We start from the raw sequence: 12,392 nt of genomic DNA, 5'->3' as shown, positions 1-12,392 counted from the left end.
TACCGCGGGAAGCAGCGCGAGCTCGGCCATTGCCATCGAGGTTTGACAGGTGTCGGCGCCGTAGCCGAAGGCGCCGGCCATGCCACAGCAGCTGGAATCGATGGTTTCAACACTCAGGTCGGGAACGAGGCGAAGCACTTTTTCAACCGCTTTGAAGGCGCCGAACGATTTTTGATGACAATGGCCGTGCACCAGGGCTTTTGCGGCGACCGAACCGAGCGGCAGCCGCAGCCGACCACCCTCCGCCTCGCGCAGCAGAAATTCCTCGAACAGCAGTGCCTGCGCGCTGATGCTCTTTGCGGCCTCGTCGGATCGCAGCGAGAGCAGTTCATCACGCAACGTCAACAGGCAACTCGGCTCGAGGCCGACGATCGGCACGCCGCGTGCGGCAAACGGCGCGTAGGTTGTAACCAGCCGGTCCAGTTCCGCGCGCGCCTCATCGACGAGACCTGCCGACAGGAACGTCCGCCCGCAACATAACGGCCGGGCGCCATCTGCCGGCCTTGGCATATGCACGCGGTATCCGCCTTCGACCAGCACGCGCAGCGCGGCCTCAAGGTTTTCCCGCTCATAGGTTCGGTTGAAGGTATCGGCGAACAACACGACTTCACGGCCATCCGGGAAGCCGATGACCTCGGCGTCTGGTCTGAAGGTGTCGCGCCGGAACGCCGGCAGCGCCCGCTGGGCGCTTATGCCGGCGAATTGCTCGAACAGCCTTCGCAACAACGGACTGCTGTTACGCCAGTTGGCGAGCGGGGCGAAGCGTGACGCCAGCGCGGCATAGCGCGGCAGATAGCCGACCAGCCGGTCGCGCAGCGAGAGCCCATGCTTTGCCGCGCGCGCGGCCAGGACTTCGATCTTCATCTTGGCCATATCGACGCCAACCGGGCATTCGTGGCGACAGGCCTTGCAGGATACGCAGAGCTTTAGCGTCTCCATCATTTCATCCGACGCCAGCGCGTCCGGTCCCAACTGGCCCGAAATCGCCAGCCGCAGCGTATTGGCGCGCCCCCGCGTGACATCCTTCTCGTTGCGGGTGGCGCGATAGGACGGGCACATCACGCCGCCCTCGAGCTTGCGGCAGGCGCCATTGTTGTTGCACATCTCGACGGCGCCCTGGAAACCGCCGCCGGCACCCGGATAGGCCGACCAGTCGAGCGCGGTTTTCAGTTCGCTGACCCGGTAATCCGGCGGATAGCGGAACAGTGTGCGGTCGTCCATCTTGGGTGGATCGACGATCTTGCCGGGATTGAGCACATTATCCGGGTCGAAGCGTTGCTTGACTTCCCTGAAATCAGCGACGATGCGGGAGCCGAACATCGCTTCATGGAATTCGGAACGCACCAGGCCGTCGCCGTGCTCGCCGGAATGCGAGCCCTTGTATTCGCGTACCATCGCAAAGGTCTCTTCGGCGATCGCGCGCATCGCCTTGACGTCCTTTTCGAGCTTCAGGTTGAGCACCGGGCGCACATGAAGGCAGCCTTCGGAGGCGTGCGCATACATGGTGCCGCGGGTGCCGTGCCTGGCGAAGATGGCGTTGAGCCGCTCGGTATAGTCGGCGAGATGCGGCAGCGGCACCGCGCAATCCTCGACGAAGGACACCGGCCTGCCCTCCTGCTTCATGGACATCATGACGTTGAGGCCTGCCGCGCGGAAATCGGCAATGCCGGCTTGCAAGCTTGGCTCGGTGACCTCGACCACGCCGCCCCATTTGCGCGGCGGATTGTCCCAGCCGAAGCCGAGATCGGCCATCAGCTCACCAAGCCGCTTCAAAAGGTGCAGGTTCTCGGCCTGATCTTCTTCCGCGAATTCCACGATCAGGACCGCGTCGGGATCGCCGCGCACCGCGGTGCCGATGATCGGCTGGAACATCGCAATGTCGCGGCCGAGCGCGATCATGGTGCGATCGACCAGTTCGACCGCGATCGGGCGCAGCTTGACCAGATGCTGGGCGGCATCCATCGCCTGGTAGAAACTGCCGAAGTGGCAGACCCCGAGCACCTTGTTGCGGATCACCGGCCATAGCTTGAGCTCGACCTGGGTGGTCAAGGCGAGGGTGCCTTCGGAGCCAACCAGAAGATGCGCCATATTGTTGGGCGCGTTGCGCGGCACCAGGGCGTCGAGATTGTAACCGCCGACCCGGCGCTGCACCTTCGGGAACTTTTCGGCGATCTCGGCCGCCTCGCGCTTGCCGAGATCGAGCATGTCGCGGAACAGCGCCAGCCCGCTGTCGGGGGAATTCACGTCGGCCAGATCGCGCGGCACCTCGCCGAAATGGAGCAAGGTGCCGTCGGCGAGCGCCGCATCGATCGAGCGCGTGTTGTCGCGCATGGTGCCGTAGCGCAGCGAGCGGCCGCCGCAGGAGTTGTTACCGGCCATGCCGCCGATGGTGGCGCGCGACGCGGTGGAGACGTCGACCGGAAACCACAGCCCGTGCTTGCCGAGCTGGCGGTTGAGATCGTCAAGCACGATGCCGGGCTCGACCACGCAAGAGCGGTTCTCGATATCGAGCGAGAGAATACGGTTCAGATGCTTGGAAAAATCGACAACCAGGCCCTCGTTGACGGTCTGGCCGCATTGCGAGGTGCCGCCGCCCCGCGGGGTGACGATTCGCCCCTCATCCCGCGCGATCGCCATCGCCCGCAGCGCCTCGTCCACGGTCTGGGGAACCACGACGCCAAAAGGCATGATCTGGTAGAACGAGGCGTCGGTCGCATAGCGGCCCCGATTAAAGGCGTCGAAGAAAACGTCGCCGGTAATCTCGCGGGCAAGGCGTGCGGCAAGGCCGCTGCTTTCGGCCGAATTTTGCGATTTTTCGGCTTTCATTGCCGCCATTGGTTCGATCTCGTGCGATACCCCTCATTTCTTGCCTGCCGCGGTCCGGCTTGGCAAGGCAAAGCCCTGCTTCTGGCGCATTGACGGGCTCCGCCGGGCGGGGGACAAGCCAGCCAATTAGTGATATTCGAGCGGCTTGCGCAGCCGATTTGATACCGGGAAGGACGCCCCATGACCGTGCACACTGGAAGGCATTTTCTGCAGATTCCGGGACCGACCAACGTGCCGGATCGGGTGCTGCGCGCCATGGACATGCCGACCATGGATCACCGTGGCCCGGAGTTTGCCGAGATTGGGCACGCGGTGCTGGCGGCCATGCAGCGGGTGTTCCGGACCAGGCAGCCGGTCATCATCTATCCGTCATCGGGGACCGGCGCCTGGGAGGCCGCGATCGTCAATACGCTGGCGCCGGGCGACAAGGTGCTGATGGCGGAGACCGGCCAGTTTGCCGTGCTGTGGCGCGGCATCGCCGAAAAATTCAAGCTGGACGTCGATTTCCTGCCCGGCGACTGGCGCCACGGCGCCGACCTCGAGCAGATCGAGGCGCGGCTGTCGGATGATCGTGCGCACAGGATCAAGGCGGTCATGATCGTTCACAACGAGACCTCGACCGGCTGCGTCACCTATCCGCTCGAAGTCCGCAAGATTCTCGACCGCGTCAAGCACCCGGCGCTGTTGATGGTCGATACCATCTCCGGCCTCGGCTCGCTCGAGTACGAGCATGACGCCTGGGGGATCGACGTTTCGGTGGCCGGATCGCAAAAGGGATTGATGCTGCCGCCGGGCCTCGGCTTCAACGCGGTGTCGGAAAAGGCGCTCGCGGTGGCGAAGGCCAATCCGGTGATGCGGTCCTATTGGGACTGGCAGGACGTCATCGCCATCAACAAGGCAGGCACCTGGCCGTACACGCCGGCGACCAATCTGCTGTTCGGGCTCAAGGAAGCCGTTGCGATGCTGGAGGAAGAGGGGCTCGAGAACGTCTTCGCGCGCCACAAGCGCCACAGCGCGGCGACGCGCGCCGCGATCAAGGCGTGGGGCCTGGAAACGCAATGCCAGGAGCAGGGCGCGCATTCGCCGGCGCTGACCGGCGTGGTGATGCCGGAAGGCCACGATGCCGACAATTTCCGTAAGGTGGTGCTGGAGCATTTCGACATGTCGCTCGGCACCGGCCTCAACAAGATCAAGGGCAAGGTGTTCCGGATCGGCCATATCGGACACTTCAACGATCTGATGCTGATGGGCACGCTGTCGGGCATCGAGATGGGTCTCGATCTCGCCAAGGTGCCGCATCGCGGCGGCGGCGTGCTGGCGGCGATGGAGGTCCTCAAGGGACGCGATATCGTGCAGATGCCAAAGGTGGCCGTCGCCTGATTTGATCTCCGAACAACACGAAGAAAGAGCCCGCGATGAACGCTCCGGTAGCCGCCACCGAAGACCTGATCTACTCCGTCGCGGACGGCATCGCCCGGCTGACCTTCAACCGCCCGCAGGCCCGCAACGCGCTGACCTTTGCGATGTACGAGCAGATGGCGGCGATCTGCGCGACCGTCAACGCCGATCGCTCGATCAAGGCGATGATCCTGACCGGCGCTGGCGACAAGGCGTTCGCGTCCGGCACCGACATTTCGCAGTTCCGTGCCTTCAAGACCGCGCAGGATGCGCTCGACTATGAAGCGCGGATCGATCGTGTGCTCGGCGCGCTGGAGCAGTGCCGCGTGCCGACCATCGCGGCGATCGCCGGCGCCTGCACCGGCGGCGGCGCCGGGATCGCGGCTTGCTGTGACATCCGCATCGGCACCGAGGCGGCGCGGATCGGCTTTCCGATCGCGCGCACGCTCGGCAATTGCCTGTCGATGTCCAACATCTCCCGGCTGGTTTCGCTGATCGGACCGGCGCGCACCAAGGATCTGATCTTCAAGGCCCGCCTGGTCGAGGCGCCGGAGGCGCTGGCGCTGGGGCTGCTCAACGAAGTGGTGCCGGACGTTGCGACCTTGCAGCGCCGCGCGGATGACACCGCAAAGCTCGTAGCCGGCCATGCGCCGATCACGCTCGAAGTCACCAAGGAAGCGGTGCGCCGCATCCGTCGCACGCTGACGCGCGACGAGGGCGAAGACCTGATCCTGCGCGCCTATATGAGCGAGGATTTCCGCGAGGGCATGGATGCCTTCCTCAACAAGCGGACGCCGAATTGGAAGGGGCAGTGACAGGCTCTAAACGGCTGCGAACCGGGCCAGGCTGGTGGTCACCTCAAACTTCTCGAAGGCCAAAACAACAGCGACAAAACGATCGCCCAAACAATACCCCATCCGATCCACGTGATGTTGGGGTGAGCTGCCTGCCATTCGAGAAGTTTCTTATGAATGTTCATCGGGAATATCCCCATTCATTCAGCGAGCATGATGCTGCCCGAAGACGCGTCCCGGTCAGATATCTGCAGCATGCTACGGAGAGCACCAGACCCGGTTGACCCAGGTCAACAATGCGAGTGCGCAGGATGGGTGGAGGCCGTTCTATAACCGAAAGTCTCAATAACTAAGCCTAAGCGCCTGCGATCTCATGCGAAAGTCATAGCCGGGACGGTCCGGCTTGAAATCAGCGGCATAACCCCGCACATTGGCGTCCAATCATCCGATTGCCCGCAGCTTGCGAGGCAACTAAGCCACAGGGAACAAACACGTGCGTGACATCGTGAGAGCTGCGGCCGCGCTGGCGGCCCTGCTGGTGGTTTCACCCGCAATTGCAGCGTGGGAGCCGACCAAGCCGGTTGAGATCGTGGTTGCAGCGGGCGCCGGCGGCGCCTCCGACCAGATGGCGCGGATGATGCAGGCGGCGATCCAGAAGAACAATCTGATGAAGCCGCCGATGGTGGTGTCGCTCAAGGGGGGCGCGTCCGGCGCGGAAGCGCTGATGTACATGAAATCGAGCGAGGGCGATGCCAACAAGGTGCTGATCGCCTATTCGCTGATCTACATGCTGCCGCTGTCGGCCAAGATCCCCTTCAACTGGCGTGAACTGACGCCGGTGTCGGTGATCGCGCTCGATCAGTTCGTATTGTGGGACAATGCCGCGGGGCCGAAGTCGGTGAAGGAATTCATCGCCGCCGCCAGGGCCGCGGGCTCGCCGTTCAAGATGGGTGGCACCGGCTCCAAGCGTGAGGATCATGTTCTTACGGTGTTCATGGAACAGAAGACCGGCGCGAAGTTTTCCTATCTGCCTTACAAGTCCGGCGGCGAGGCCGCGACGCAACTGGTCGGCAATCACACCGAATCCAACGTCAACAACCCGTCCGAAAATCTCGAGGTCTGGCGCGCCGGCCAGGTTCGCGCGCTCTGCGTGTTCGACAAGGAGCGCATCTCCTACAAGACCAAGGTCACGGAGACGCAATCGTGGAACGATATCCCGACCTGCAAGGAAGAGGGGCTCGACGTTCAGTATCTGATGCTGCGCGCGATGTTCCTGCCGGGCAAGGTAACGGCGGAGCAGCAGGCGTTCTATGTCGACCTGTTCCAGAAGGTGACGCAGACGACTGAATACAAGGATTATATGGAAAAGCAGGCGCTGAAGCCGGTCTTCCTCACCGGCAAGGACATGGTGCAATTCCTTGAAGAGGACGACAAGCTCAACACCTCGCTGATGAACGAAGCGGGTTTCGTGGCGAAGTAGGCGGAGACACCGTTTATCCGGCTGCTGCTCCCGTTCTACTGGAACTTGCGAAGCCACCGGTCCCGTGTTGAAAGCCCGCTGCAGGATACCGCGATAAATCATGACAAATGCCGTACTGGGCATCATCGGCGGGTCCGGCATCTACGACCTGCCGGGGCTGGAGAACGTCCGCGACGAGGCGGTCGAAAGCCCGTGGGGTGAGCCGTCTGCGCCGCTGCGCCAGGGCACCATTGCCGGCCTGCCGGTCGTTTTCCTGCCGCGGCACGACAAGGGCCACCGGCTGTCGCCATCCGACATCAACTACCGCGCCAATATCGACGTGCTGAAGCGGGCAGGGGTCACCGACCTGGTTTCGCTCTCGGCCTGCGGCTCGTTCCGGGAAGAGCTGCCGCCCGGCACCTTCGTGCTGGTCGATCAGTTCGTCGACCGCACCCACAGGCGCGAGAGCTCATTCTTCGGCAGGGGTTGCGTTGCCCATGTCTCGATGGCCCATCCAGTGTCGCCTCGGCTCCTGGCGCATCTGGCTGCCGCGGCCGAGGCCGAAGCAATTTCTGCCGTGCGCGGCGGCACCTATGTCTGCATGGAAGGGCCGCAGTTCTCGAGCCTTGCCGAGAGCCTGACCTACAGGGCACAGGGTTATTCGGTGATCGGCATGACCAACATGCCGGAAGCCAAGCTGGCTCGCGAGGCTGAGATTTGTTACGCCAGCGTGGCAATGGTCACCGATTTCGACTGCTGGCATCCCGAACATGACGCCGTCACCGTGCAGGACATCATTCGCGTCCTGAATTCGAATGCGGAGAAGGCGAAGGCGCTGGTCGCACGTCTCGCCAGGGATTTCCCGCGCCAGCATGAGCCGTGTCCGATCGGCTCAGACCGCGCGCTCGATACCGCCTTGATCACAGCCCCTGAAGCACGCGATCCGGCGCTGCTCAGCAAGCTCGATGCGGTGGCAGGACGGGTATTGCGTCCATGAAGGTCGACGGGCGTCATTTCCGCAGCATCTGGCTTGAGGGCGATGGCTGGTCGGTCGGCGCGATCGATCAGCGGCGGCTGCCGCATGAGTTCGTGGTGGCGCGGATCACTAGCGTAGAACAAGCCGGCGAGGCCATCGGGTCCATGCTGGTGCGCGGCGCTCCGCTGATTGGCGCTACGGCCGCCTATGGCGTGGCGCTGGCGATGCGCGCCGATGCCTCCGACGCGGCGCTCGATCGGGCCCATGAAATGCTGATCGCGACCCGGCCGACGGCGATCAATCTGAAATGGGCGCTTGAGGAGATGCGGCGGACGCTTGGACCGCTCTCGCCCTCGGCGCGCACCGAGGCCGCCTATCGGCGCGCCGGCGAAATCGCCGAACAGGATGTCGCGATCAACCAGGCGATCGGCCGCCATGGCCTGGAACTGATCGAGGGGATCGCGGCGTCCCGGAAGCCGGGCGAAGCCGTCAACATATTGACGCATTGCAACGCCGGCTGGCTGGCCACCGTCGATTGGGGGACGGCGACGGCGCCGATTTATCTGGCGCATGATCGCGGCATCGCCGTTCACGTCTGGGTCGACGAGACGCGGCCCCGCAATCAGGGCGCTGCACTGACCGCGTGGGAACTTGGCCATCACGGCGTCCCCCATACCGTGATTCCCGACAACACCGGCGGCCACCTGATGCAGCACCGCATGGTCGATCTCGCCATCGTCGGAACCGATCGCGTGGCGGCCAATGGCGATGTCTGCAACAAGATCGGCACCTACCTCAAGGCGCTCGCCGCCCACGACAACGGCGTGCCGTTCTATGTTGCGCTGCCATCGCCGACCATCGACTTTGGTATCGACGATGGAATCAGGCAGATCCCGATCGAGCAACGCGGCGCCGGCGAAGTCACGCACATCACGGGGCGCACCGCCGAGGGGCGGATCGAGACGGTGCGGGTGGTTCCGGAGGGCTCGCCGGTTGCCAATTACGGTTTCGACGTCACGCCGGCTCGGCTGGTGACGGGATTGATCACCGAACGCGGGGTGCTGAGGCCTGAGCGTGCTGCGCTTGCGAGCGCGTTTCCCGAGCGCGCATCGGCGCTGAAGGCTACATTTGACGCCGCTCCATTCAGCGCTGTATCCACCTTGCCACCTCGGCCAGCCAGGTAAGTCAGGTCCATGTCCAGCACCGATATCGAAATTGTCGTCGATGACCCGACCGCGCCGGAGGCGAACTCGCCCGCGGTGACCAGCACCGGCGTCGTCGACGTCGTGGTGTCGCTGCTGCTGCTCGCGCTCGCCGCGACGCTCGGATGGGACAACTGGCGTTCCGGCGCCGCCTGGGATTCGACAGGCCCGCAGCCCGGTTATTTTCCGTTCTATCTGTCGGTGATCCTCGGCGGCGCCAGCCTCTACGGCCTGGTCGCCGCCTTGCTGTCGCGCAGGCAAGCCGCGGAAACGTTCGTCACCCGGGCGCAGCTTCGCCGCGTCATGGCGGTGTTCGTGCCGACGCTGCTGTTCTGCCTCGCGACGCAATATCTCGGGCTTTATGTCGCGAGCTTCCTCTTGATCGCCGGCTTCATGCGGACGGTCGGCAAGATCGCGCTGTGGAAGTCGCTGCTGACCGCGTTGCTGTTCAGCGCCGTGATGTTCGTGACCTTCGACATCGCGTTCGATGTCATCATGCCGAAGGGACCGCTCGAAGCGGCCCTCGGCCGCTAACAGCGACATGACCAGTCCCGTCATTGCGAGCCAAGCGAAGCAATCCATGCCGCCCCGAAGGAAGAGCGGATTGCTTCGTCGCTTCGCTTCTCGCAATGACGAAATGTTCGGGATCAACTGATGGAAGCCTTCGGTCTGCTGATGCACGGCTTCGCGGTCTTGCTGACATGGAAGACGCTGCTGCTGATGATGGTTGGGCTCGTGCTCGGCATTTTCGTCGGCGTGCTGCCGGGCCTCGGCGGACCGAATGGCGTCGCGATCCTGCTGCCGCTCACCTTCACCATGGATCCGACCTCGGCGATCGTGATGCTGTCCTGCATCTATTGGGGCGCGCTGTTCGGCGGCGCCATCACCTCGATCCTGTTCAACATCCCTGGCGAAGCCTGGTCGGTCGCGACCACCTTCGACGGCTATCCGATGGCGCAACAGGGCAGGGCGGCGGAGGCGCTCACCGCCGCTTTCACCTCGTCCATCATCGGCTCGCTGGTGGCCGTGCTTCTGATTACGTTCCTGGCGCCGATGATCTCGTCCTTTGCGCTGAAGTTCGGCCCGCCGGAATTCTTCGCGGTGTATCTCTTGACCTTCTGCTCTTTCGTCGGGCTCGGCCGCGAAGCCAGGCACAAGACGGTGATCTCGATGTCGCTCGGCCTGCTGCTCGCGGGCGTTGGCATGGATACGGTGTCCGGCCAGTTGCGCATGACCTTCGGCTCCGCCGAGCTGTTGCGCGGCATCAATTTCCTGGTGGCGGTGATCGGCCTGTTCGGGATCAGCGAGATCCTCCTGACGATGGAAGAGCGCCTCGCGCTGCGCGGCCACGCCGCCGGCATCAGCCTGCGCGTGGTGCTGAAGGTCTGGAAGGATTTGCCGAAATACTGGGTGACGCTGCTGCGCTCGTCGTTCATCGGCTGCTGGCTCGGCATCACGCCGGGCGGCGCCATCGCGGCCTCGTTCATGGGATATAATCTCGCCAAGCGTTTTTCCAGGGACCCGGACAGTTTTGGCAAGGGCCGCATCGAGGGCGTGTTCGCGCCGGAGACCGCGGCGCATGCGTCCGGCACCGCCGCGTTGCTGCCGATGCTGGCGCTCGGCATTCCCGGCTCGGGCACCGCGGCGATCCTGCTCGGCGGGTTGATGGTGTGGGGCCTCAATCCCGGCCCGCTGTTGTTCGTCGAGCACAAGGACTTCGTCTGGGGCCTGATTGCCTCGATGTATCTCGGCAATGTCGTCGGCCTTGTGCTGGTGCTGACCACCGTGCCGATCTTCGCCTCGATCCTGCGGGTGCCGTTCGCGGCGGTGGCGCCGATGATCGTGGTGTCCTGCGCGATCGGCGCCTATGCGATCCAGAACGCGATGTTCGACATCTGGCTGATGCTGGGCTTCGGCGTGGTCGGCTACGTCTTCAAGAAGATCGGCATTCCGCTGGCGCCGTTCACGCTGGCGCTGGTGCTCGGCAACCGCGCCGAGGACGCGTTCCGCCTGTCGATGATCGGCGCCGGTGGCGACATGAAGGTGTTCTGGTCGAACGGCCTGGTCGGCTCGATCACGACGCTGGCGATTGTGCTGCTGTTCTGGCCGCTGATCGATGCGGCATTCGGCGGCGTCAGGCGGTTGTTGCGGCCGGCGAAGGCTTAGAAAGCGCATGGGCTCATATTCTCGCGGCGCGATGTGCCCGAGTTTTGCAAGAACGGTCTGTCCCCTCGAGAAAGAGGGAGCAGGGAATGCCGGGTGCGCGCTGCACCCGCGGTCCCGTGTGCAAATTGTAGATAAGAATGCGCACACGAGCATACAGGTTCAGCGGAAACACTCCGGCATTCCCTGCGCAATGGTTTTACGGCTTATGCCACGCTCTCCCCGGCGACGAATTCGTCTTGTCACCGTCGCTGCCGGCTTGATGGCTGATCGAATCCGGTTGGATCGATCTCGCCACCGGCAGCTTGGCACCAGCAACGGGTGTCGGGACCACACGGTTTTGCCGTACGCTTTGGCGCCGTTCGTCCTGCGCGCCGGTTGATCGCTCACGAGAGACTCGCCCTGCGACACCGTTTCGCGCCGGCGCTTTAGCGTCCACCGCATCCCCTCCCGCGTTCGTGACGATCGCGATACGCCCCTTTTGCCGGGAAAGGACGGGGCGAACTGGTAGAACTGATTTGCCCGACGGGTTAAGCGGAATATTTTTCTCAAAGGGGCTGGACAGGTTTTTATTGATTTGCCCGTCGGGTGCAAAACGCGCATGCACGGCGGCACCATCCACCCGCAATGGCCCGTCGCGGAGCCGCTGATGCTCCGAATTTACTTCCGCCGTCAGCGGCATCGCGGACATGGCCGCACTTGCTGCTGGCTCGCCCCGGTCGTGAATGACCCGAACTGGAAATCAGCCCTGTCATCGTCGATAGAGCTGATTGCAACCCATTTTTCGCTCTCGGCCTGGCCACAAAGCGCTATTCTTTTCAGCTCGCGGGGCGCATCGTTTCCGGGGGCGCATGCAACGACGCACATTCATTCTGATTCGGCTGAGAGGAAAGAAATTTGGACAAGCTCAATTTGCACAACCCGGTGTTTGCCACCTACGTCATCGCCGCTACGATTATGATACTCAAGGCTGTCAGCATGTCTTGGTTGACTGTAGTTCGGATGATGCAGGAGAAGGGTGGTTTTCGTTCGCCAGAAGACATCAGGAAGACGCTGCTCAATCCCGAGCCTGATCCGAACCAGCTTGAGCCCAACCAGCGCGTCGAGCGAATCCGGCGAATTCAGTTAAACGACCTTGAGAACCTGCCTTTCTTCCTTGTGGCTGGCTTGCTTTTCGTTCTGACCGAGCCGTCGCTACTGGTCGCGCGCTTGCTTCTATACGGTTACGTAGTATCGCGGCTCTTGCACTTTGCGGCCTATTTCACTGCGCAGACCCATGACATGCGCGCTACCTTTTGGACTGTAGGTTCTTTAATCCTGATTTTCATGACTTGCCGGACTTTGGTCGCCGCATTGGGTTACTGATGTGCGTAGACAGCTTCTCTGGGTACATCCGGACCCGGATCGGACATTGACGGCGTCAGTCTGGTACGCACCGCCGGCCCAGGCCCTCGATGGGTGCGCCCAATCAACCCGCCAGTGCCGTGCGCACGCCGTCGATCACGAACTGCACGGCGAGAGCGGCCAGCACCACGCCGAGCAGGCGCGACAACACGACACTGACAGTGGTGCCG

General features: G+C 63.3%; 11 protein-coding genes. 8 read left to right on the top strand and 3 right to left on the bottom strand.

Annotation, left to right across the window (positions count from 1 at the left end; genetic code table 11):
* Positions 1 to 2,835, bottom strand: a 2,835-nt coding sequence (locus WCE35_RS01930) for an FAD-binding and (Fe-S)-binding domain-containing protein (RefSeq protein ID WP_424591650.1), incomplete at its 3' end; no start/stop codon positions are given.
* 171 nt (positions 2,836 to 3,006) lie between these two features.
* On the opposite strand from WCE35_RS01930, the gene WCE35_RS01925 reads away from it, so the two are divergent.
* The 7 genes from WCE35_RS01925 (at position 3,007) to WCE35_RS01895 (ending at position 10,821) form a co-directional block, all read left to right on the top strand.
* On the top strand, positions 3,007 to 4,206 hold the full coding sequence (locus WCE35_RS01925) for a pyridoxal-phosphate-dependent aminotransferase family protein (protein ID WP_424591649.1): 1,200 nt from the start codon (positions 3,007 to 3,009) through the stop codon (positions 4,204 to 4,206).
* Between the two features lie 35 nt (positions 4,207 to 4,241).
* Positions 4,242 to 5,039 (top strand): enoyl-CoA hydratase/isomerase family protein, encoded by a 798-nt coding sequence (locus WCE35_RS01920; protein ID WP_424591648.1) that lies wholly within the window; start codon positions 4,242 to 4,244, stop codon positions 5,037 to 5,039.
* A gap of 484 nt (positions 5,040 to 5,523) precedes the next feature.
* Positions 5,524 to 6,498, top strand: coding sequence for a Bug family tripartite tricarboxylate transporter substrate binding protein (locus tag WCE35_RS01915; protein WP_424591652.1), 975 nt, complete (start codon positions 5,524 to 5,526; stop codon positions 6,496 to 6,498).
* Between the two features lie 100 nt (positions 6,499 to 6,598).
* On the top strand, positions 6,599 to 7,474 hold the full coding sequence (locus WCE35_RS01910) for an S-methyl-5'-thioadenosine phosphorylase (protein ID WP_424591647.1): 876 nt from the start codon (positions 6,599 to 6,601) through the stop codon (positions 7,472 to 7,474).
* Complete coding sequence (mtnA, locus tag WCE35_RS01905) at positions 7,471 to 8,637, top strand: S-methyl-5-thioribose-1-phosphate isomerase (protein ID WP_424591646.1); 1,167 nt, start codon at positions 7,471 to 7,473, stop codon at positions 8,635 to 8,637. The genes WCE35_RS01910 and mtnA overlap by 4 nt, the downstream gene beginning before the upstream one ends.
* A gap of 9 nt (positions 8,638 to 8,646) precedes the next feature.
* Complete coding sequence (locus WCE35_RS01900; protein WP_424591645.1) at positions 8,647 to 9,189, top strand: tripartite tricarboxylate transporter TctB family protein; 543 nt, start codon at positions 8,647 to 8,649, stop codon at positions 9,187 to 9,189.
* 120 nt (positions 9,190 to 9,309) lie between these two features.
* A complete protein-coding gene (locus WCE35_RS01895; protein ID WP_424591644.1) occupies positions 9,310 to 10,821 on the top strand; it encodes a tripartite tricarboxylate transporter permease in 1,512 nt (503 codons plus the stop codon).
* Positions 10,822 to 11,017: 196 nt separating this feature from the next.
* Here WCE35_RS01895 and WCE35_RS01890 read toward each other — a convergent pair whose 3' ends face one another.
* A complete protein-coding gene (locus WCE35_RS01890; protein ID WP_424591643.1) occupies positions 11,018 to 11,509 on the bottom strand; it encodes a hypothetical protein in 492 nt (163 codons plus the stop codon).
* A gap of 206 nt (positions 11,510 to 11,715) precedes the next feature.
* Here WCE35_RS01890 and WCE35_RS01885 point away from each other — a divergent pair, with 206 nt between their 5' ends.
* Positions 11,716 to 12,183 (top strand): MAPEG family protein, encoded by a 468-nt coding sequence (locus WCE35_RS01885; protein ID WP_424591642.1) that lies wholly within the window; start codon positions 11,716 to 11,718, stop codon positions 12,181 to 12,183.
* Positions 12,184 to 12,286: 103 nt separating this feature from the next.
* Here WCE35_RS01885 and WCE35_RS01880 read toward each other — a convergent pair.
* On the bottom strand, positions 12,287 to 12,392 hold a 106-nt coding region (locus WCE35_RS01880), incomplete at its 5' end, for a MarC family protein (RefSeq protein WP_424591651.1).

Source organism: Bradyrhizobium sp. (genome assembly GCF_049691595.1).
Classification (GTDB): domain Bacteria; phylum Pseudomonadota; class Alphaproteobacteria; order Rhizobiales; family Xanthobacteraceae; genus Bradyrhizobium.
This window is presented reverse-complemented; position numbering and strand designations above follow the sequence as displayed.